This window comes from Microcoleus sp. LEGE 07076 (genome assembly GCF_015207455.1).
In the GTDB taxonomy this organism is placed as follows: domain Bacteria; phylum Cyanobacteriota; class Cyanobacteriia; order Cyanobacteriales; family Microcoleaceae; genus Microcoleus.
Genome location: NZ_JADEWV010000037.1, coordinates 1 through 21575, shown reverse-complemented (window position 1 = coordinate 21575; position 21575 = coordinate 1). Strand labels below are relative to the sequence as shown.

Sequence of the window (21575 nt, the reverse complement as noted above, 5' to 3'; positions counted from 1 at the left end):
AACGAGTGCGATCGTAAACCCGGTTTCTCAAACTCTTTTCTATATACCCTGATTCCCTAACTGTATCAGGATTTTCTCTCGTTTTCCGAGATTAACCACCAAACTGACGATCGAATTGGAAGATAAAATCGATTTTAGATTAAAGAATTCAGTAATTCACCCAATCGCCTTAGAGTCTCGACTTCTTAAAAAAGTCGGGTTTTGGGTGTTCTCTTGTGGAGCGTTACTTTTATTTAAAAAACGACATTATTTTTAATAGTTTCAAAGAAGCTGAAAGCCTCATAAATTCGTTTTCTAATCTGATGATTTAGTTATATATCTTAATGATATGGCAGGCTTGTATGGTGTAAGGCTGACTTAGCAAGAGTTTGGGCTTTTTTGCCGGAAAAAAACTTGATTTTATTGAGATAGAATAGCAGCATCTTTAAAACCAATATAAACATGAGTTCATCAACTGCCCTACAAAACATCGAACATCACATCCCGCTGATCGGAAATATCCATACCAAAAGTCCGATCGCCTACCGAGCAACCCGCCTCGCAGTCAGTACGGTAAACGCCGTACAAATGGCAGTAGCAGAGTCTTACATCAACGGATTAGAAGTACCAGATGCTGTCTTGCGATCGCTTTTTGATACCTGTATGCCTGTCTTTTTTAAGTATTTTCCCTCCCTCCTCGCACCCTACGAATGGGTACTAACAGAAACAGATCGTACCGCTGAAGGGCCGCGCGATTTAATGAAAATTCAGTACGACTTGCCTCAAGCAATGCTGAATCCCATGTTAGGTGACTCGAAACTCATCTATCCCAAATACAGCATGGGACTGTGGGAAAAAGGAGCCACCAACCTCGAACAATCCCAGATGCAAATGATTGATGATGTCATTGAGAAGCTAGACATTCAAGATGGCGACAATATTTTAGACTTTGGCTGCGGTTGGGGCTGCGTTCCAAACTACATTCTTGCCAAATTCCCCAATGTCAAGTTTACCGGAATTAACCTCAGCCACCACCAATGCGAGTATATGCGTCAGAAGATGCAAGACACCGAAAGCTACCTTACTTCCGGTCGATTTACTCTGTTTGAAGGCGATTTGAACGATGCAAAATTCGAGACAAAATTTGATAAGATTTTGTCTATCGGAGTTTTTTGTCATGTCGGTAATTTAACCAAGGCTTTCCAAAAGCTGGCATCTTTTCTCAAGGATAACGGCAAAGTTTTCATTCACATCATCACCGTCCGCACTCCCAACAACATATCCAGCGTTTTCACCCACAAATACATTTTTCCCCACGGTCGTTACTGGAAATACGATGCCGTTCCCAGCTACAACAAAGACCTCAAAACCATTCAAAGATGGTATCTCAACGGATACAATTACTCCACAACCTTTGCTAACTGGCTGAAAAATTTTGACGATTCTCAGGCGACAGTCAAAGATTTAGACTACGGCGACATCGACTATGCTAAATTTCGGCGAATCTGGCGGTTTTATTTGATTTGGTTTGTGGCTAATTTCGCTAGTTGTGACGGCGAATATAACGGCAACGGCCAATATTTAATGGTTCGTTCCTGATCGCTGAGATTAGCTATGTCTGATTCACTCTGTCACTCGCCCCAGTCCGACAGGGACTTAAGTCCCTGTCTCAAAGCTCAAGTCCTCTAAACAGGACTATCAATTACAGGACTTACGCTGCATTCCTTCTATTTTTACACTACCTATAGTGGTAAGGTGCGGAATGCGTCCTGGAGCGATCGAAATACTTTTACTCTTTCAGTCGTCTTGAGACGACTTGTGCTATCAGCCAGGGACTTAAGTCTCTGGCGGGTTTCAGAAGAATGAAATCGCCCTATGTGGACTTAGGGCGATCGAGAACTGTTGCATTTTTTTGAGAAATTTCTCTAAATTTAAAAACGTCCTGAATAGAATTATTGCTCGGCGAATAAGGTTGATATCAAACCTGAACATAGGCGGACAATACTTTTTTAATTCCATCCTTTATTGGTAGTGATTATCTATGATATTTTACTCCCCAAAAAAAGCTGATTTTAGACAGTAGGCAAACAAGATGAAACCTTTCCTTCCTCAAGACGATCCGAACCAAGAAAAGCGCAAAGATTACTTGCATCGCCAGCAAAAAGCTTATCAGTTTGACTATGAGAGTTTATCACCTTTGGCATTATTGAAAAATGTGCCAGCAGTCGAGAACTTTTCGAGCAAGTATATTGGAGAGCGGATATTAGCAACATCGGAACTTCCAGCAAATATGCTGGCAGCCGATTCGAGAACTTTTTTCGATCCTCTCGACGAACTCCAAGACTATGAAGACTTTTTTACTCGGCTGCCGCTACCTGCTGTTGCCAAAATTTACCAAACCGATCGCTCTTTTGCAGAACAGCGCCTGTCTGGAGCAAATCCGATGGTGCTTCGCCTCTTAGATGCGAGCGATCCTCGGACACAAATACTGGCGGATATTTCTAATTTGCACCCGTTATTCGATTTGCGCCGAGAGTTGCAGAAAAACAACATTTACATTGCCGATTACACGGGTACTGACGAACACTATCGCGCGCCTGCTCTCGTGGGAGGTGGAACCTACGAAAAAGGCAGAAAATACTTGCCGAAACCGCTGGCTTTTTTCGCTTGGCGGTGGACGGGAGTCCGCGATCTCGGTGAAATGACACCTATTGCTATCCAACTAGATCCGAACCCTGGCAGCCATGTCTACACTCCATTAGATCCTCCTGTCGATTGGCTGTTTGCGAAACTCTGCGTGCAAGTGGCAGATGCCAATCACCACGAAATGAGCTCGCATTTAGGTCGAACTCATCTGGTTATGGAACCAATTGCGATCGTCACCGCCCGACAGTTAGCTCAAAATCACCCGCTCAGCCTGCTGCTGAAACCGCACTTTCGGTTTATGTTGATCAACAACGAGCTGGCGCGTTCTTCTTTGATCGCTCCCGGCGGGCCCGTCGATGAATTGCTAGGCGGCACCTTGGCGGAGACAATGGAACTGTCTAGAGAGGCGTGCAGTACGTGGAGTCTCGATCGATTTGCCTTGCCCGCCGAACTGAAAAATCGGGGAATGGACGATCCAAATCAACTGCCTCACTATCCTTACCGAGATGATGGGTTGCTGCTTTGGGATGCGATCGAAACCTTTGCATCGGGCTATCTCAAATACTTTTATCCGACGGATGAGGCGATCGTTCAAGATGTGGAACTGCAAACCTGGGCTCAAGAATTAGCCTCTGAGACAGGCGGTAAAGTCAAAGGAATGCCCAGCAAAATTGACACAGTTGAACAATTAATTGCAATTGTCACAACTGTAATTTTTACCTGCGGCCCGCAGCATTCAGCCGTCAATTTTCCCCAGTACGAATACATGGCTTTTGCTGCCAATATGCCCTTGGCTGCCTACCGGGACATTCCCAAAATTACCGCTTCTGGGACTCTCGAAGTGATTACGCCAAAGGACATTTTACGTTTGCTTCCTCCGTACAAGCGAGCGGCTGACCAACTGAAAATTATGTTTATTTTGGCAGCTTATCGATACGATCGTTTGGGTTATTACGATAAATCTTTCCGAGAACTCTACCACATGAGCTTCGACGAAGTTTTTGCGGCAACGCCAATCCAATTTTTAGTGAGACAGTTCCAGCAAAATTTGAATATCGCTGAACAAAAAATTGATGCCAACAATCAAAAACGAGTAATCCCTTACTTTTCTCTCAAGCCTTCTTTGGTGATCAATAGCATTAGCATCTAAGTTCTATTTTTGGGGCGGGCGGGACGCACGCCCCACAATAAATTTTACTCTTTTTGATATCATTTCCGGTTACAGTCCTTATGATGTTGACTGTTGACGGTTGACGGTGAACACTCAACAGTCAACCGTCAACAGTGAACTCGAATTTACTATTCCGATGAAGACAGGATTTGATCTGAAACAGGGCCGAAATCCTGTTTTTAAGATCGGCTTTTGTATGCTTCCACAATCGAGCAATTCACGGCCATTGTTCCAGAGGACTCGGTGAAGGTGACTTCATCTTTGTAATGCCGCGGTGTTTGCATCAGCAATTGCCAAGCTTCACCAGCATCAATTAAATTCATGCGTCCGGGATAGTGAATTTGCAACAACTCTTGCACCATCGGGTAATAGTTTGAGTTGATGCTGGGGAAAATGTGATGTTCTGTGTGGTAAGAAAAATTTAAGTGCAGCAGGTCAAATATTTTAGGAACCCGCAGCGACATACTGTTAATCAGCGGGTCATTAATGGCGGTCATCCGACAGCCCATGTGGTTGGTGAAGATGTAAAACATTGCACCTGCATGACCGATCGCGATCGGCAAAATGTAGGCAAGAGTTACTTTAATCGGGTTAAACTCTAGATAGAACAATATACTCAGGTGAATTCCGACAATTCCCAGACATTCAAAGGCGATCGTTCTTCTATCTTTCTGACTAACTGTAAAGGCAGCCGGTACGTAATCGACAGATTTATCGTTAAAGAACAGTACCGAGGTGAGATTGCGGAAATTGTGTACTAACCAGGAACCGGCCATCCCGACAATTAACCACAGCGGATTGACTTCCACCGACGGTACAAACAGATTTTGAATCCATTTCCCCCAGGTGTCGGGCTGCTGGTACAGGTAATTGCGATCGGGATCTGCGACGGAATTGGTGTTATTGTGGTGTACGAGGTTGTGCAGATTTTTCCACTGAGTAGGCGGCATAAACAGCATACTTAGTCCCAGAAAGGCGATCGGATAAGTCAGGCGAGACTTTTTCTGAACGCTGCCGTGCATGAAGTCGTGGGAGCTAAATAGCAGAACTATGATACTATTGCCCATGATGACGGCTAAAGGTAAATAAAGCCATAAAAAATAGACAGACCAGCGATCTAGATTAGCAGCAATTCCCCATCCTAACAATAAAATCGCGATATTTATCAGAAGTAACCCTAACTTGCTTGAATTCGGTTCAAAGGCATCTGATGGCAGCAGCGGGCGCAATTTTTTAACATATACCGAGTGGTGAATTAGCGTTTCTTCGCTTAAAATCGGTGTTTCAGTCTTGTCTAGAGTATTGAGGTTTTTTGGGGATTTCATGTTTGGGATAAGAGTATTTCGATCTCACTCAATAACTTTCTACAGTTAATTCTATCTGAGATATTACACGATTGTTAGCAACAGGTTTGCCTGTTCTGCAAAAATTTAATGTTTTTGTGAAATCAGCCGGAGATCCCGTTTCCAAACAGCTTATTGAACCAATAACCAATAATATCGTTTCCGGTTGCATCGGAATCATAAAATCGAGTCAACAATCAACAGTCAACAGTCAACGATTCCCCAGGAGTGGAACCGGAATAGATCTAACTCATAACGAACTTACCTTAAAATTGTCCGTTACCTTGAACGATTTCTTTGATTGTCGTCAGCGTATCTAGCCCGATCAATCCCCGGCGATAACCTTTTTGGTTGGACATTCCCAAAAATATTGCATCTCCCCGATTTTGATAGCGCCAAAACCGAGGGGAGGCATTAATAAAAGTTGAGGCGCTGTTGACATCTAGAGCAAATTGGCGGCTTTCTAGGTAAGATTCAGTGGCGATGCAGTCAGCGTGCCCGCTGCTGTAGCGGTTGATCCAGCCGATCGCAATTTCTAAACTATCGACAACTTTAAACGCTATGGTTTTGTTTAAATATGGTTGAGTCCACTCGTAGGGTTCAGCCAGCTTCAATTCTGGGAAATCTGCGACAAGATCCGCGTCTCCGCTAATTTGAAAGCCTTTTTCTTTTAAACTGTTCCATAGCCTGACTAAGGAAGAAGGCTTTTGGTTGCGATCTATCAGCACTTTCTCGATCGCGTTTACCGGATCGGGGACGCTTTGATGGCTGTCCAAAATCATCCACCTTACCATTTCCAAACTACCAGTCGGCGACCAATAAAGATAACAATTGCCCATTGCCGATCGCAACACCGGTGCCGTGCACAGCCTTACCACCTGCTGCACCAAACTCGGCCTGCCGTAGGGAATAATTAAATTGAGATATTGGTCTTGAGTGACCAAATCGCGGATCGAAGCGCCCCGATCCGGCGGCAATATCTGCAAACATCCTGACGGCAAACCGACATCATCGATCGCCGACATCAAAGCCTCTCCAATTACACTATTAGTTTGCCAGCTTTCGCTGCCACCTTTGAGAATCAAACTGTTAGCGCTTTTGAGACACAAACCTGCTGCTATCGCCCCCAACTCAGGAAAAGCCTCGTAAATTAGTGCCAGCGCCCCCAGCGGTAGCGACTGACAATACACCTGACATCGATCGACTTGATATGAAGCATTGATCACTCTGCCGATCGGATCTGGCATTTCCCCCAACCGTTCCAGAATTTGGACTGTGGTCTTGATCCGTTCCGGCGTCAGCTTCAGCCACTCCACAATCAACTCGGGAATCGCCATATCGCGACTCGCTTCTAGATCCAAAGTATTTGCTTCTAAAATGTCATTTTGTCGGCGTTTTAGCGCTACCGCCATCGCCTGCAAACCCGCAGCGCGATCCGTGCTCTTTGTCACCGCCAAATCCAAAGAAGCTTGATAAGCGCGGCGGGCAACTTTTGCCCCATCTGATGAATGGCTAAAGTCTTCTATTATCATCTCACTAACGCCTGTAAGCCAGCCATACCATCAGCGCCGGCAGCATTGCTAGCAGCACGGCGACCATTGCCCACAGAATAACATTCGACCCGGACGAGTGCAGCGCCAGGGGCAACCAAATCACTAGCGGCACCAAAATCATCCCTAGGGCCAGTGGCAAATAGTGGGTTTTCACACCCGGATGTGCTCTGTTCCATTGGTTTCCCGTCCACCGCCAAGCCTGCTTGTAAGGATAGTTTGTTGATAGTTGCTCGATGACGTGTCCGCTTTCGTCCAATACAAATATTTGCTGACAGCGGTTACAGCCAAAGGCTTCTGTCAGCGTTATGGGTACGAGACGACCGCGGCGCCGGCAAGGGCACGGGTACTCATCGTTTAAGTCAATTTTTTGAGCTTTTTGGGATGGCACGAGCGATCGGGTAAAAAAGCGTTTTTGCAAAGATAATTCTTAACATATCTACTTAGTCTAACTTATCAAGCCTGCCCGATCGAGGATTTTAACTGCCTATTTCGAGTTTTGGCTCGATCTGCAATTTTGACTTGCAAGTTCTTGACTATATTTTACCAAACAATTGGGTTTAAAGCCTCGTCCTATTAGAACAGCTTTGATGATACAGTATAACTTGTGGATTGGATAGATGTAAAAATCCGGTCTCTACGCTATTATTTCAAAAAATCTATTTCAAAAAATCTATTTCAAAAAAGCTCAAACAGGTTGGGGCATGAACCTGTGGGCGAGGAGATGTTTTACAGGCTGTGCCTGATTTTTTTTGTTTGAACCCAGAATCCCCCCGCTCGATCGTCTGGAACTATAAGAACACGGCTCTTTCGGATATTTGGGGAAAAATGTATATTTGGCGGCGGGGTAATTGGGAAAAAGGTAATTGGCGATCGATTCGTGACCTATTACCGATTATTTATTGCCAGACAACATAAGATTAACCGATCGCCAAAATTTCAGGAGAGTCGGTATTCTCAACCACGGTTAAAACAAAGGTTAAAACAAAACCGAAAAATTTCTAGCGATACTTTCCGGTTTTGTTTATTTTATTGATTTTTTCAAGCGGGTGACGCGATTCGAACGCGCGACATTCACCTTGGCAAGGTGACGCTCTACCACTGAGCCACACCCGCGTTTCCTGCTATCTTAACTATAATGTCTCACAACTGAGAATTTGTCAAGTCTTTTTTGTAAGTTTTTTTTCAGAAACAGGCTGTGGGCCTGGGGCGTGCCGCAGCCTGTTTCTGAAATTGCAGCAGCCTGATTGTTAAAAAAATCAGTAATTGCAGTGCTTTTGACAGTCATCCGCCACTGAGCAAAGCTAGAATCAAGCTGCAATTGTGGGAGAACACTGCTGATGTCAGACTTAAATCGCGGAATCATGAAGTTCAAAGGAGCTGACAGCCCGATCGCGATCGGGCTGTCAGCGATCATTATTGGTGGGGGCATCGGTTTCCTCATCTGGTGGGCACTGCAATCAGCCTATACCTTCAGCTAACACAGAAGCCCAAAATTTAAAAGCATTGCTCAGAAGACAGAATTCCCCAAAGATTCTGCCTTCTGTATTTTTTTTGTCCTCAGACAGCACTTGCCAAACAGTTTGACGATGTTTATCCTGATTTTGATCAGAGTTTTATTTTTGGTAACTAAGCTAATATGCGATCCCTTGCGTTAACCCTAGCTCTTATGTGTTTAGCTACCCCCGCTGTTGCCGCTAGCTGCGAGGAAAGCTTTCAAAAAAAAGGAGACTTTCTCAATGGTGCTGCCTTTTCGGCGCGCGTTCAGGTTGAAGGATTAACAATAGAAAGAGCATTTTCCCAATTGCGACCCATTTTAGCCCGCGAGGGCATTAAGACTATCAGCAGCGATGCGAACATGGGTGTAATGAAAGCGGAAAATCCTGCAACAGCATTTCAGCGTGCTTTACCTCTCGATGTATTTGCCTCAATGTCAGGCAACCTATTAAATGTCGAAATGATCTTTACCATTCCGAGTGGCGTAGGTGCGAGCCGAGACACCGTGAAAAAATACTTGTGTGGTGCCCTAAATCAATTGTTGCCCAACTAAATAGGGCAAGGAGTCGGATCAGAACTTTGTGCAAATACCGACAGCTCAAGTCAAAATTAGCCACAGACTCAATAATTGAAAGTGTGGGTAGGGGTTGCTGACAAACCCTTTAAAAATTAAACTTTGGGCGGATTTATCCCCCAAAGTTTGTCGTTAATAATCCTCGCGTCTTGAGACTGGGGAGTATCAATTCCTACTAACAATATGAGGATACATCTTCCTTGCAATCATCTGCTAAATAGCAGAGAGCTCGAAAGCGCATCCCCACCAACTGTTCGTACAGCGGGTTAATCTTGCACATCGCCGGAATGTGGACGATTTTGTGTCCGAACAACACGACATCTCGCTCAAAGGGACACTGTGGCGGAATCATTTTGCAGACAAAATGTGCCACTCTGGGATCGTGAACTTCCCAGCCGTCCAGCCAGTCTTTGACGGGTTGCAGGACGTTTTTGTGGTGAGGTTTGCCTAGGGGGGATGAAAGGGGTGTTCCGGCGGGGATGGAGTTTGAATCAAAGGCTATTTGGCTGTTGGGCCCTTGAGCTTCGCATTTGCTGTCTTCGATGGTGTGTCGCAGAGATTCGATCGCCTCGACGTTGTGACCCAATGCTGTGCAAAACTTGTACACTACCTCGTCTTCGGTGAGCGAGTAGGTACCGTCTGCTAAGGCTACCATGACTGCTGTTCTCAAAAAGTTCTCGCCGTTGGCGGTGCCTTTCCCTAGCACAGCAGCTAGTTCTTCTGCGGCAATGGGTTCAAAATCTGTCTCAAAAGATACTGGATGTAATTGATCTTGAGTTAGATTCGCAATCATTTTTTGCTCGTTTTCGTCAAAGTTGCCGTCGGCCCAAGCAATTGTCAACAATCCGCGTAGCCAAGCGGTAATTTCTTCATCGGTACAGGAAGATTTTGCGTTACTCATCAGCATTTCGAGTTGGATCTGCCAGTCAATTTTTTGATTTGGAGCGGGAGAAATATTCCCCTCTAAATAATTTTTACTGGTTTTTTGCTCGATCGATCGAGTTGTTGAAGGTTTGTGCCTGAAGATTGCTCCAAACGCTTGTAGTGGACGTGTTAAAAGCATATTTGTGTCTCAGGAGCTTCGCTGAACAGCGAGCTAATATATTGGTTAATTCTATTCCCCTAAAATGTCATCTATCGAGAGGAATAGGTTTGTCTGATTCATCTTAAGTGTAGTTGCACTGATTCGAGATGGCGATCAAATTTTACGGCGCGATTTGCCCGATCGGTTTAATTTTTGGCAATAAATAACAGGTTTGCCAGCATAGGATCTAATCAAAAACCGGGTTTTTCACGCAGGGGCGATCGAACTTCGTTATGTTTACATTTTAATATATATTTTTGTAAATTTTTGTGTAACGGCTCTGCAACATTTGACAGCGAGCTGGCTCGATGATTTGGGAACAAAAAGATTTGAAGCGACTCCTAGCCTCGGTTGTTAAAGGTTTCGATTGCTGTGTCCGCCTCAAAACGATGGGATTGATTAAAAAAATTCCTCCAAAAGAAGTATAAAATTTGTTTGCCAAACCGTCTTTGTGAGGTGGGGATATGTGAGATTGTGAAATTGGTATTAAGCACCTCCTACAGTCCTCTCTCCTGTAAGTTGCGAGTTCAAAGGAGGCAGAGCCTCGCCTATCTGCATTACCAGGCTCTGCCTGGTAACGAGCAATTCTTGAGGGCGACGCACCCTACAACTAACCAATAACAACCAACCAATAACAACTGACTAATTGCGGCGGCACAAAATCCAGCGCAATTCCATTGGCGGGCGGGCGTTTGCCATCGGGAAGACATCTCTACCTGTTGCCCAACTCGGAAACCAGGGTGTCGGCGGCCAGGCTGTTTGTGGTAGGTGCTGGCGTTCGTACTCCCACACCAATTCGTCGGATATTTGGACTAAGGGCAGCCCTTCCATTGCGGTGGCGAGTTCTTGGGGCGTGAATAAAGTAGACCAGGATAGCTGGGCAACTTGTCGCACGAGGGCGTCGGGCTGGTAGTCGCCGACGGTCAAAAACGTGCTGAACAGCAACAGGCCTCCGGGAGAGAGGGAATCGCACATTTTAGCGAGGAAAAGTCGTACTTGATCGCTGTCTCGAAAATGTGAAATGACTTCGGCGGCAACTGCCAACTGGTAGCGGGCTGGTTTCATCCGCATTAAGGGATCGAGCACGTCGCCTTCAGTTACTGTCACCGGAAGGTTTTCGGCTGTTGCTGCTGCTTTGAGTTGTTCTGCAAAGGCTGGGGTTAGTTCGATCGCATCTACAGAATAGCCCAATCTCGCCAGGGGTAAGGTGTTGCGCCCGGTACCTGCCCCCACATCTAGTATCCGCACTCGATCGGGATTTCCCAATTTAGCAGCAGTTGCCATCAATTTCGCATCTGGATGGGAACCGAACAGCGGAGGTTCTCTGGTGTCTACCCAGCTTTTATACTGTTCTCCAACTGTTGAGGTAGTAACGATCACTTTGCAGGCCAAGCCTGTTTGCGGCGGCTGGACTGATTCGTATTGCAGGATCAGCATCGATGCTGTTGAGTTGCGGTAGCCTTGTTCTAACTTAGTGGTTAAAAGCTTGCTGAGTTCCTCTCTGCGGTCTTCTGGCAAGGGCCTGTCGAGGGTGGTAAATAGCTTTTCGATGGACTTGAGATAGTGGCTTACCATTCCCGGTACGCAGGGGAAAACTAATTCTCCGCGAGCGGTGACGCGAGTGTTAATTTTGTAGAGGATGGCTTGCTGGAGAATGTCGGGATTTACTACCAGCGGTAGCTGTTCGGTTTTGTTGATCGTACTTTCTGCGCCCATAAGTTCCGGGAAGAAGTCATTAATTATTAGTCATCAGTCATTAAGGCTAAGCTGATTTACCTCAAACAGCAAGAAGACTCGCACTGTACCCAGGGATAATGCTTCAGGTACTGCTCAAATATAAAGCTAAGAGATTGGAAAACACCTATCAATAAATAGGTCGTTTATTTGCATTTTCTCAACTTTGTAGCGAGACTGTACTGCGAATCCCAATATTATCAAAAAAAATCTGATTGGGAGTAATGTTTGTAGAGTGTCCTCACTGCCAGAAACAGCACGATCGAGATATAGCGGTTCGATCGCGTGGTGAGGTTTGCCCGATGCCCGATGCTTTTAGGCCCGATGCTTTTAGGCCCGATGCCCCATTCCCCATTCCCCATGTTACTAAGACTCGGCTATATCATATCGTTTTCGGTTGTATCGGTATTGTTCAAACAATCAACAGTTAACAGTAACATCACCTGACGGTGTAACCGGAAATGATCTGAATCCTTATTCTCGATCGCCAAGTTGCGATAATCTACGTGCAATCAAACCTTCAAGTCGAGCGAGGTTAATCGGTTTAGTGAGATGTTCATCAAACCCGGCTGCTTTGGCTTTGGCTTTATCTTCTGGCTGCCCGTAGCCACTCGCTGCAATCAGATAAGTATTGCTCAAACTGGAGTCTTTGCGAATAATCTGAGCAAGAGTATAACCATCCATTGCAGCGGTTAAGCCAATATCGCTAAGAATCAGGTCGGGTTTGAACTGCCGAGCGATCGCCAAACCATTTTCACCGTCGTGGGCGATCGCCACCTGATAGCCTAAATCTTCTAGAAAGAACTGAAGCATCAAAGCTGAATCTTCATCGTCTTCGACGATCAATATCCGACTAAGCTGGAACGAAACATCGCCATGTTCCACAGGTATGGACAACGCAGCATCAATTTCCGAGGTATTGCTCTCTACTTCTTCTAAGCAGCACAGCCGGATTATGACTTCTGTGCCCTGGTTTAACCCAGAACTCTGGGCCCAAACTTCTCCATTATGAAGTTCAATAATGCCTTTTACCAAAGGCAATCCTAGTCCCAATCCACCGCTGCGAGCCAAGCTGCGGTTTTCTTGGCTGAAGGGTGTAAAAATGCGAGAGAGCGCTTCTGTTTCCATACCGATGCCGCTATCTGCGATTTCGATCGTCACTTGTCCGTCTTGCAGAGTCGCCCGAACTTCGATGCGATCGCCTGAGTTGGAGAATTTGATAGCATTTTGCAAAATATTAGAGAAAGCCTGCATCAAGCGAACAGCATCCCCCTGAACCCAGATCGGTTGATTTGGCACGCTGAGGCTGAGGGCAATTTCTTTTTGTGCGGCAGAGGCTTGATAATCCTCGACTAAGCCGTGAAGGATCTGTACTAGATCGGTGGGTTGGCAATTTAGCTGAATCTTGCCGTAGGAAATGCGCGAGACATCCAGCAAATCATCAATCAGATGAGTAAGCTGATCGAGCTGCCGCCGAGCGATCGAGTAAAGTGATGCAGTGCGATCGCTCCCTTCGTCCGATTGCATTAAGGCAAGACTGCCACTGAGCGCATTGAGCGGATTCCGCAGTTCGTGACCCAAAGCAGCCAGAAAATCATCTTTGCGGCGATCGGCAGCTTGCAGCGCTTCTTCGTTCTGCTTGCGATCGGTAATGTCGTAGTTGACCCCAATCACTTTAATAGCATTACCTTCGGTATCTGCGATCACTCTTCCTTGACCCGCCAGCCAGCGCAGTTGACCATCCGCCCGGTTGATGCGAAATTCGCTATTGAAGTCTGTTTTATGAGCGATCGCCTGCATCACCTGCTGCTGTACCCGCCAAACATCTTCTGGATGGACATACTGATAGAACAAATCGACATTAGATAGCTGATTCTCATCAGGGCTTAACCCCAGCATTTCGTATTCAATATGGTTCCAGGTCGTTAGCCCAGTTGCTACATCTAGATCCCATACTCCCATGTTGCCAGCATCTAGCGCCAGATCTAGTCTCTGGCGACTCTTTGCCAAAGCTTGAGTTGTTTTCTCGCGCTCTAAAGCTGCCCCCAGCGCATTGGCAACGGACTGAAGAAGGGAGACATCTTCTTGGGTAAATTGATTTGCTTTCGTAGCATGGCTGGTGAGAACGCCGTAAGCTTCATCTGTGCCATAGACGATCGCGCTAATGCCACTCACCATATTCAAGTTTTGCAGTAGAGCCGACTGCCTGAACCGTGACTCTTGAGCAAAGTTTGCAACCGTCACTGGATGCTGCACTGCCAACGTATAGCCGGGATGAGAATTAGAGATGATGGTGACATTACCCACGCTTTCATCTGGCCAGCCACAGCCACTCTGGAGCAGTAGCGTATCAGATGCACCTCCTTGCACCGCGAAGAAGCTGCAAATATCTGAGTTGAGCGTCTGACAAATAATTTGGGTCGCGCGATCGCAGATAGCAGCAGCATCATTTTCCTGAAGCGCATAAGTGCCTAGCTCGGCGATCGCGCTTTGCCGTTGCGCCCAGCGTTGGGCCCTGTCTCTCGCTTGACGCAGGGTAGTGACATCCACAAAGGTCAGTACCACGCCGTCGATCACATTGTCTAGAGTACGATAGGGCAGAATCCGCAATTTGTAAGCGGTACTTTGCTCAATTGATTGCACCTCGCGCTCGATCGGGATCAGCGTTCGCAAAACCTCTGGCACATCCGCCGCAATACTCACGCCAGCTTCTAGAGACAGCGAGATATCAGTAATTGGTCGTCCAACATCAGTCTCAATCAGGTGAAATAACCGAGTTGCATCAGGCGTAAACCGCTTAATGCGTAAAGTGCTGTCTAGAAAAATCGTCGCGATCTGGGTACTATCAAACAGATTTTGAACATCGCTATTTGCAGCATCTAGTTCTTCTACTTTATTGCGTAGCTCTGCGTTTACTGTTTCTAGCTCTTCGTTGATCGACTGCATTTCTTCTTTAGAAGTCTGTAACTCTTCGTTAGAAGACTGCATCTCTTCGTTCATCGAGAGCAGTTCTTCATTTGCTGACTTCAATTCTTCGTTAGAGGTTTCAATTTCTTCGATCGTCCCTCTCAACTGTTCTTTGGTGACGCGCAGCTCGTCTTCAAGTTGCTCAACAACATTCGTTTCGTCCTGAAGATCCGTTGAATCCCCTCTTGGCTGCTCGAATCTAGCCAATTTGCCAGCATCTTGAAAGATCACCATCAGCAAGCCGCTGCCGCTATCTTGATTTGCATCTTTGACAGGGCGAACAATCAAATCAGTAGTCATCACCTGTCCATCTACGGCAATAGACACTCGCTCTCGAATGGCTATCTTTCGCGAGGCTCTAGCAGCTTGAATTGCGGCTCTTAGATCCAAGCGCAGTCCTAGCTTAACCAAGTCGAACAGGTTGTTGTTGGGTAAGCCTTGCGGCGGCTCAAGATATTTCCCTGTGCGACCAAAGTAATAAATAATTTCGTTCTGCTCGTTCACAATTACGCACGCAGGCGCGTAGTCTTGCAGCAACACCCGCTCGATCGAGCGCGTAATCTGTGACTGTTGACCGACGACAGGCTTGGCATTGGGCTGAGATAACTGACGATATAAACTGCGATCGACCAAGGGAAAATCAACTTGAGGCGCAATCATCGGTTGTTTGCGCTGAAACAGTCGATGCGGCTTGCTGACGTTGCCAAACAGAGCGTCATATTCAAATAGATTTTCCGAACTGCCCAAAAATAGGAATCCATCGGTTCTGAGTGCATAGTGAAACAAGGGAATCAGCCGCTTTTGCAGGTCTGAATCAAAGTAGATCAGCAAATTACGGCAGGAGATTAAATCGAGGCGGGAGAAGGGAGGATCGCTAATTAAGCTTTGCTGGGAGAAGATACACATCTCGCGCAAATGCTTGACCACTTGGTAGATGCCGTTTTGTTTGATAAAGAATCGCTCTAAGCGCTCCGGGGTCATCTGCTCGGCAATACTTTCGGGGTAGCGAGCGTGGCGCGCTCGTTCTAAAGCCTGTTCGTCAATATCTGTGGCAAAAATTTGGACTTGCGATCGCATATTCTGCCGCTCCATTTCTTCAGCTAAGAGCATGGCGATCGAATATGCCTCTTCTCCAGAAGAGCACCCGGCAACCCAGATCCGAATCGACTTTTCAGAATTACTGTTTTCAACCAGTGGAGCGATCACCTTATGCTGCAAGGCATCGAATGATTCCGGATCGCGAAAGAAATGCGTCACCCCAATCAGCAGATCTTTGAAGAGCAAATTCACTTCTTCGGACTCTGCTTTGAGGTATTGAACATAAGCCGCTACTGAGGCGTTTTGAGTGATCTGAATGCGGCGCTGAATGCGACGAACCAGCGTCCCCTGCTTGTAATTACTAAAGTCATGTCCGAGCCGTCGGCGCAGTAGGGAGCAGATTTGGCTAAGGTAGTCCGCTGCTTGCGGCAGCATCCCGTCTTCGCCTAAGTTTGCCTGCAATCCATCTCGATGGCGTGCATACTCAATCAGTTTAGCCGGAATTTCTTCGACAGGCAGCACATAGTCAACTAGCCCTGTCATCACGGCGTTGCGGGGCATACTGTCGTATTTGGCTGTTTCGCTGTCTTGAGCGATCGCTAGCCCATTAAACTCTTTGATCGACTTTAGCCCGATCGTACCATCACTGCCAGTGCCTGAAAGAATCACACAAACCGCGTTTTCTCCCTGATCTTCTGCTAAAGAGCGAAAGAAAATGTTGATGGGAGCGCGGTGTCCCCTCGCCTGAACCGGAGTTGAAAGCCGCAGGATACCGTCTTCAACTGTCAGTGTGGCATTGGGCGGAATCACGTAAACTCGATCGGGCTGTAGCCGCGTTTCTTCCTGCACTTGCAGCACGGGCATCTGCGTTTCTTTTGCTAGCAATTCCGACAGCAAGCTATCGTGATCCGGCGCGAGATGGGAAATCAGCACGAACGCCATACCGCTGTTCTCGTCCATATGCCGAAAGAACGTTTGAAAGGCTTCGAGTCCGCCAGCCGAAGCGCCAATGCCAACCGTGAGAAAAGAACTCGATCTTGCCGAGGGCGCAGCTTCTGCCACAACATCTAATCTCTGTATCGCTTGCGAATCAACAGTTCCCCGCTCCGCTTGCTCAGAGCTACTGAAATTATCCTCACCTTGTGCTTCTAAATCAATCTCTTGAGGATTTGAGTTTTCTGAGCTTGGGTTCATATGCGGCACTCAAACAAATGGCGAGGCTTTTTAGTGAACTAATTTAACACCCAGAACCAATCAATTTAGTCAATTTCAATGCACTAAACAGACTAGCTCCTTGATGATTATATTTGCTGGAATGAAAGCACACATCTTTCTACCGAAAGACTTACACGCCCTCGACCAGCAGCTTGCGAATCACTTGAGCATGGGCTTTTGAGGTTGTGGCTTGCTCCCGATACGCCTGTCCCGATCGGCTGCGACCGCGCGCTTCTTCATCTTTCGCCATCGTTAACGCCATGTTGGCTCGCTCTTCCATTGTTCGCATTGCTGCCCACAGCGCTTGTTCTAGAGCTGCATCCTGATCAGCCAGCAGCGCTTTGGCTGTGAAGCCATGCCCAACATGGCATCGATAGCGTCTCACCCTGTCGGCATCAATTCTCCACAATGGACCACCGCACTCTGGACAGCTTACCGGCACGAGATGACCTATTTTGTTCTCATCTTTGATATTACTCATGGTCTGCTCTGCAATTTCAGCTTCTATCACGATATCTTGTGGAACTTCATCGATCAAGGCGGCGGGCTGCTCTACAATCTGCCGAATCACGCTGCCCATTTTGTGAAGGGGCAATCGGTAATCAACTTCTACTTCGGCGATCGCATTTCTGGGCATATCTGGATAGTCTGCATCTTCTGGGTCTTGCACGACTGCAATGCCGCCACAGCGTTTGATTGCCAGCAGCCCAGAAGTGCCATCATCTAAGTAACCCGTGAGAATCACCCCGACAGTCTGAGCCCGGTAGGCGATCGCGGCAGAGCGAAACAGCGGATCGATCGCTGGGCGATGTCGATTTTCTTTCGGTCCCCGATGCAGCCGTATATATCCAGGCTTCAGCAGCAGATGCATATCGGGCGGAGCGACATAGATGTGTCCTGCTTGAATTCGCTCGCCGTCTTCAGCCCTCTTAGCCGTTAAAGGACTAGCTTTATCAATCATGCTCCCCAAGATACTAGGAGATTCGGGCGAAATGTGAAGCACCACAAAAAATGATGCCTGCAAATCCGCAGGAAATTGCGAAAACAGTCGCTGAAGTGCCTCAACTCCCCCTGCCGAAGCTCCAACAACGACAATATTATGATTTCTCATCGACATATTCCTCTGGATTGCTAAATAATATTAGTCCGGCAGTTTTTTGACAAGAAAGCTACCTATCGCTTAGAGTGCAGATATTTTAAACGCACGAAGGAGATAGCTGTAGAAGTTATTGTACAAAGCCTGCTGCCAGAATTGGGCAATTTCGCAAACCGCAGACAAAATGGTCTTGTCAACTTAACGATACAAGTTCAAAATTAAGCTGTAAATTGCTGAGCAGTCAGGATCGCTCAATTTAGGGATTGCGACACGATACAGATAAAAACTTCCAAGATAGCCATCTCAGCCTCGATCTATCTCGCTTCTATTAATTACCCACTTACAAGATGTTATGCTACTCGGTTGTAGAGGTTCGGCATAACCCCTTTCTTAAAAGAACTGCAAATCTTTAACGATCGCTTGCTGCTGTACTTTGTGAATTCCTGATACTTACGGCAATGCTTAAACCCGCTACTAAAAAAGCGATCGCTCCTAAACTAACCGCCTCGCTCGGTGCCTTCAAACTGGATGGGGGAAATACGATATAGCCGAGTTTCAGTAACATGGCTCATGGGGCGCGGGCCACGAGAGTACCTCATCTTTGTGAGACTCGGCTATATGTGAAAATCGGAGTTAATATCTCGATCGACTGTAGCGCATTTAAATTGTATGTTTTGCGGCGAGGTGGAAAAAGCAAAGAGTCAAATCTTTTGGCCTTCTCCGCCTCTGTGCTTTCCCCCGTCAGCCATCACAGGCAATGTATCTCCGTAGCAACTGAAAGCGGGGCTTAGTTGCTGCCGGTAAAAGTCACTTCCGGAAACTTTGATTGAGCTTCAGTCATCGGGCGCCGTCTGCCTTCTTCTTGCCAGTAGTTGATTACTTCTGTGGCTTGGTTGAGGATTTCGACGCGATCGTTGTCCGCAATCCAGTGTTTGGCTTCGAGTTCGTTTTTGAGGTCTTCCCACGCATCTTTCCGGGGCCAGAAAAAGTATGATGTCAGCGGGCTAGTTCCTTTGCCGACAACTTGGTCTACGGCGAGGGCAACATTCTCTTCTAGCCAGAGAACTTTTAAGATGAACTTGGACAAGTAAACCTCCAGGGTTCGATCGAATTTGTTAAAAATTTCTACAATCGCTAAGCATAACACATTCTGTTCGATAATGAGTCATCGGTGATCAAAAGTTTTGTCGCGCGGCTGGGTTTTGCCCCCACAAGAAGCTCGAAACCGATAAAATTTGTGCAAAAATCGCCCCAGATACCAGGATAATTAAGTTGTGAACAGAGTTATTGTAGTTTTTGATATTGACGGTGTGGTGCGGGATGTGTCCGGTTCCTACAGGCGGGCGATCGCGGATGCGGTGGAACACTTCACGGCTGGTGCTTTTCGCCCAAATTCGATCGATATCGACTCTCTGAAGTCTGAGGGAGTTTGGAATAATGATTGGGAAGCGTCTTTGGAGTTAGTTTGCCGCTATTTTGAAGGGATTGGGCGATCGAGAAATCAACTCGCTTTCAACTATGACGAATTAGTCGCTTTTTTCCAAAGTCGCTATCGCGGAATAGATGAGAAAAATTGGACTGGTTATATTTGTGACGAACCGCTGCTGTTAAGTCCGGCTTACCTAGAAAGTTTAACGGTGGGAGGAATTGTTTGGGGCTTTTTTAGCGGGGCGATGCGGGATGAAGCTGCTTATGTTTTGGCAGGAAAACTGAGTTTAAATTCTCCTGTGTTAGTAGCGATGGAAGATGCACCGGGAAAACCTGATCCGGCTGGACTTTTTGCAGCAATTGAACAGTTGGAAAATTTGCACGGTTTAGCAAAAGATTTGCCGGTGATTTACGCGGGAGATACTGTTGCCGATATTTACACAATTGTGAAAGCGCGGGAAGTGCAACCAAATCGGGTTTGGCTGGGTATGGGAATTTTGCCGCCTCATGTTTTGGATGATTCTGTGCGCTGCGAGGCTTATGCTGCGGCGCTGAAAAATGCAGGTGCTGCGGCGGTTTTCAGGAATGTCGAAGAGTTGACGGCGGCGCGGATTGGAGAATTAGTCAATTGTTAGTTGGTAGGGGCGGTGCCAAGAGTGCCCGCCCTCTTAGTTGGTAGTTGGTAGTTGTTATTGGTTATTGGTTAGTTGGTAGTTGTTATTGGTTATTGGTTAGTTGGTAGTTGTTATTGGTTATTGGTTAGTTGTTAGTTGTTAGGAAAGTAACATACCCCTTGATGATTCGGCGGTTGAAACCGCGTCTACACAAACGATGTCGGCCTGCGCCGACTGTTTCATAAAGGCGATCGCCAACCCGGATTTGGTATGACAACGAATAACTGCCAACTGACAACGAACAACTAATAGGGCGGGCACTCTTGGCACCGCCCCTACCAACCAACCAATAACAAATAACAAATAACCAATAACAACTAACCAATAACAACCAACCAATAACAACTGACAACTTTCCCTTTAAGATTTCAAGTGCAAGAATTTGTCTAAGGCGCTGACTGCAACTGGCGGCCAGCGACGGGTATTGGCAACCCAGTCGAGGTCTTTGTAGCGGGAATCGAGGCCGACTGCGGCTACCCAATTGCTCTCAGCTTCGCCGCGATTTCCAGCTTCCCAAAGACAGGCGGTGAGGGCGGCTCTCATGTCGGCAAATTGCGGGTATCTGCGGACGATGTTTTTCATGTTGCGAATTGCTTCTTTGGTTTGCCCGTTTTGATACAGTGCGAGGGCGTGATTGGCGCGCGCAAAGGCGTATTCGGGGGCTAATTCAAAGGCTTTGCTGTAGTCGGCAATTGCTTGTTCCCATTTTCCTAAACCTGCTTTGGCGTTGCCTCGGTTGTTGTAGGCGGCTGGATCTTTGGGGTCTAATTCTAGCACGCGATTGTAGTCGGCGATCGCTTCTTCCCACCGTCCTAAACCTTCTAGGGCTGTGCCGCGGTTGAGGTAGGGATCGGGGGCTTGGGGAGCTAGTTCGATCGCTCTTTCGTAGTCAGCAATTGCTGGTTTTAGTTTGTTTTGGCTGACTCTAGAATTGCCTCGGTTGCTCCAAGCGGCGGCTTGTGAGGGAAATTTGTCAATGATTTGAGTCCACAAAGTTTCTGCAGCGGGAAATTTGCCTTCGTTTGTGGCTTCAAAAGCTTTTTGAACGAGTTCTCCCAATTCCTGCTGTTGAGCGGCGATATCTGTTGGTTGTACTTGTGCCGCAGCGGGTGCGATGTTTCCCAACCAAACTAACCCGGTTACAATTAATACTGTAAACAATGTGAAAAGTGAGCGAATCATTAATTTTGTTGGCAGTTGAAACTTTACTTAAACATATTATTAACCGAAATTGTCGGCGTTGGTTAGGGGATGTTTGAAAAGTCTCGGCGACTTAAGTCGCAGCTACACAGACAAAACCTGCCTCCGCAGGTTCTGAAACCCTGGATTTTCTTGAGTGGGCGCAGGCGGACTTTGGTTGTGCAGGATCGGTTTTAACCGCCAGTTTGTGTAGTGGCTACTAAGGATAATTTAGTGAAAAAACGATTGCTAATTTTGGGCGGAACGGGGGATGCGGCTAAACTGGCTGTCAGAGCTTCCCAAATCGCCGATGTTGAGGTGGTTTCTTCGCTAGCAGGACGCACTCAGCAGCCTTTTACTCCAAAAACGGGTACGGTGCGAATTGGGGGGTTTGGTGGGG

General features: G+C 46.8%; 17 protein-coding genes and 1 tRNA gene. 5 read left to right on the top strand and 13 right to left on the bottom strand.

Annotated elements, in window-relative coordinates:
• The first annotated feature begins 441 nt into the window (after positions 1 to 441).
• Together IQ270_RS08860 and IQ270_RS08855 are read left to right on the top strand one after the other, a co-directional pair.
• Positions 442 to 1578, top strand: a complete 1137-nt coding sequence (locus tag IQ270_RS08860; RefSeq protein WP_193972852.1) for a cyclopropane-fatty-acyl-phospholipid synthase family protein — start codon at positions 442 to 444, stop codon at positions 1576 to 1578.
• 493 nt (positions 1579 to 2071) lie between these two features.
• Positions 2072 to 3775 (top strand): lipoxygenase family protein, encoded by a 1704-nt coding sequence (locus IQ270_RS08855; protein ID WP_193972851.1) that lies wholly within the window; start codon positions 2072 to 2074, stop codon positions 3773 to 3775.
• Positions 3776 to 3975: 200 nt separating this feature from the next.
• On the opposite strand, the gene IQ270_RS08850 is transcribed toward IQ270_RS08855, so the two are convergent.
• The 5 genes from IQ270_RS08850 to IQ270_RS08830 form a co-directional block, all read right to left on the bottom strand.
• Entirely contained in the window at positions 3976 to 5121 is a 1146-nt protein-coding gene (locus IQ270_RS08850; protein ID WP_193972850.1) for a fatty acid desaturase, read from the bottom strand.
• A gap of 284 nt (positions 5122 to 5405) precedes the next feature.
• Entirely contained in the window at positions 5406 to 6671 is a 1266-nt protein-coding gene (locus IQ270_RS08845) for a glutamate-5-semialdehyde dehydrogenase (protein ID WP_193972849.1), read from the bottom strand.
• 4 nt (positions 6672 to 6675) lie between these two features.
• Positions 6676 to 7080, bottom strand: a complete 405-nt coding sequence (locus tag IQ270_RS08840; protein ID WP_193972874.1) for a hypothetical protein — start codon at positions 7078 to 7080, stop codon at positions 6676 to 6678.
• Positions 7081 to 7733: 653 nt separating this feature from the next.
• Positions 7734 to 7805: transfer RNA gene (locus tag IQ270_RS08835), tRNA-Gly, on the bottom strand.
• Between the two features lie 13 nt (positions 7806 to 7818).
• On the bottom strand, positions 7819 to 8121 hold the full coding sequence (locus tag IQ270_RS08830) for a hypothetical protein (RefSeq protein ID WP_193972848.1): 303 nt from the start codon (positions 8119 to 8121) through the stop codon (positions 7819 to 7821).
• Between the two features lie 237 nt (positions 8122 to 8358).
• Here IQ270_RS08830 and IQ270_RS08825 point away from each other — a divergent pair, with 237 nt between their 5' ends.
• On the top strand, positions 8359 to 8739 hold the full coding sequence (locus tag IQ270_RS08825) for a hypothetical protein (RefSeq protein ID WP_193972847.1): 381 nt from the start codon (positions 8359 to 8361) through the stop codon (positions 8737 to 8739).
• Positions 8740 to 8935: 196 nt separating this feature from the next.
• On the opposite strand, the gene IQ270_RS08820 is transcribed toward IQ270_RS08825, so the two are convergent.
• From IQ270_RS08820 to IQ270_RS08790, 7 genes are all read right to left on the bottom strand, one after another.
• Entirely contained in the window at positions 8936 to 9823 is an 888-nt protein-coding gene (locus tag IQ270_RS08820; RefSeq protein ID WP_193972846.1) for a Mo-dependent nitrogenase C-terminal domain-containing protein, read from the bottom strand.
• 663 nt (positions 9824 to 10486) lie between these two features.
• Positions 10487 to 11560: a bifunctional 2-polyprenyl-6-hydroxyphenol methylase/3-demethylubiquinol 3-O-methyltransferase UbiG gene (locus IQ270_RS08815; protein WP_193972845.1), complete on the bottom strand. Its 1074-nt coding sequence runs from the start codon at positions 11558 to 11560 to the stop codon at positions 10487 to 10489.
• A 218-nt stretch (positions 11561 to 11778) separates the two neighbouring features.
• Positions 11779 to 11940 (bottom strand): hypothetical protein, encoded by a 162-nt coding sequence (locus IQ270_RS08810; protein ID WP_193972844.1) that lies wholly within the window; start codon positions 11938 to 11940, stop codon positions 11779 to 11781.
• A 112-nt stretch (positions 11941 to 12052) separates the two neighbouring features.
• A complete protein-coding gene (locus tag IQ270_RS08805) occupies positions 12053 to 16777 on the bottom strand; it encodes a chemotaxis protein CheB (RefSeq protein WP_193972843.1) in 4725 nt (1574 codons plus the stop codon).
• A 151-nt stretch (positions 16778 to 16928) separates the two neighbouring features.
• Entirely contained in the window at positions 16929 to 17909 is a 981-nt protein-coding gene (locus tag IQ270_RS08800) for a chemotaxis protein CheB (protein WP_193972842.1), read from the bottom strand.
• A gap of 394 nt (positions 17910 to 18303) precedes the next feature.
• Positions 18304 to 18459 (bottom strand): hypothetical protein, encoded by a 156-nt coding sequence (locus tag IQ270_RS08795; protein WP_193972841.1) that lies wholly within the window; start codon positions 18457 to 18459, stop codon positions 18304 to 18306.
• 222 nt (positions 18460 to 18681) lie between these two features.
• Positions 18682 to 18993, bottom strand: coding sequence for a 30S ribosomal protein PSRP-3 (locus IQ270_RS08790; protein WP_193972873.1), 312 nt, complete (start codon positions 18991 to 18993; stop codon positions 18682 to 18684).
• 175 nt (positions 18994 to 19168) lie between these two features.
• Between IQ270_RS08790 and IQ270_RS08785 the strand changes: the two genes are divergently transcribed.
• Positions 19169 to 19957, top strand: coding sequence for a TIGR01548 family HAD-type hydrolase (locus IQ270_RS08785; RefSeq protein ID WP_193972840.1), 789 nt, complete (start codon positions 19169 to 19171; stop codon positions 19955 to 19957).
• Between the two features lie 399 nt (positions 19958 to 20356).
• On the opposite strand, the gene IQ270_RS08780 is transcribed toward IQ270_RS08785, so the two are convergent.
• Positions 20357 to 21178 (bottom strand): tetratricopeptide repeat protein, encoded by an 822-nt coding sequence (locus IQ270_RS08780; RefSeq protein WP_193972839.1) that lies wholly within the window; start codon positions 21176 to 21178, stop codon positions 20357 to 20359.
• A 210-nt stretch (positions 21179 to 21388) separates the two neighbouring features.
• Between IQ270_RS08780 and IQ270_RS08775 the strand changes: the two genes are divergently transcribed.
• Positions 21389 to 21575: precorrin-6A/cobalt-precorrin-6A reductase (locus tag IQ270_RS08775; protein WP_339384402.1), on the top strand; the 187-nt coding region annotated here is incomplete at its 3' end.

Coding starts and splice junctions, on each gene's coding strand:
- IQ270_RS08860 (WP_193972852.1), top strand. CDS start 442: ATGAGTTCATCAACTGCCCTACAAAACATCGAACATCACATCCCGCTG.
- IQ270_RS08855 (WP_193972851.1), top strand. CDS start 2,072: ATGAAACCTTTCCTTCCTCAAGACGATCCGAACCAAGAAAAGCGCAAA.
- IQ270_RS08850 (WP_193972850.1), bottom strand. CDS start 5,121: ATGAAATCCCCAAAAAACCTCAATACTCTAGACAAGACTGAAACACCG.
- IQ270_RS08845 (WP_193972849.1), bottom strand. CDS start 6,671: ATGATAATAGAAGACTTTAGCCATTCATCAGATGGGGCAAAAGTTGCC.
- IQ270_RS08830 (WP_193972848.1), bottom strand. CDS start 8,121: ATGCCCCCACCAATAATGATCGCTGACAGCCCGATCGCGATCGGGCTG.
- IQ270_RS08825 (WP_193972847.1), top strand. CDS start 8,359: ATGTGTTTAGCTACCCCCGCTGTTGCCGCTAGCTGCGAGGAAAGCTTT.
- IQ270_RS08820 (WP_193972846.1), bottom strand. CDS start 9,823: ATGCTTTTAACACGTCCACTACAAGCGTTTGGAGCAATCTTCAGGCAC.
- IQ270_RS08815 (WP_193972845.1), bottom strand. CDS start 11,560: ATGGGCGCAGAAAGTACGATCAACAAAACCGAACAGCTACCGCTGGTA.
- IQ270_RS08810 (WP_193972844.1), bottom strand. CDS start 11,940: ATGGGGAATGGGGAATGGGGCATCGGGCCTAAAAGCATCGGGCCTAAA.
- IQ270_RS08805 (WP_193972843.1), bottom strand. CDS start 16,777: ATGAACCCAAGCTCAGAAAACTCAAATCCTCAAGAGATTGATTTAGAA.
- IQ270_RS08800 (WP_193972842.1), bottom strand. CDS start 17,909: ATGAGAAATCATAATATTGTCGTTGTTGGAGCTTCGGCAGGGGGAGTT.
- IQ270_RS08795 (WP_193972841.1), bottom strand. CDS start 18,459: ATGTTACTGAAACTCGGCTATATCGTATTTCCCCCATCCAGTTTGAAG.
- IQ270_RS08780 (WP_193972839.1), bottom strand. CDS start 21,178: ATGATTCGCTCACTTTTCACATTGTTTACAGTATTAATTGTAACCGGG.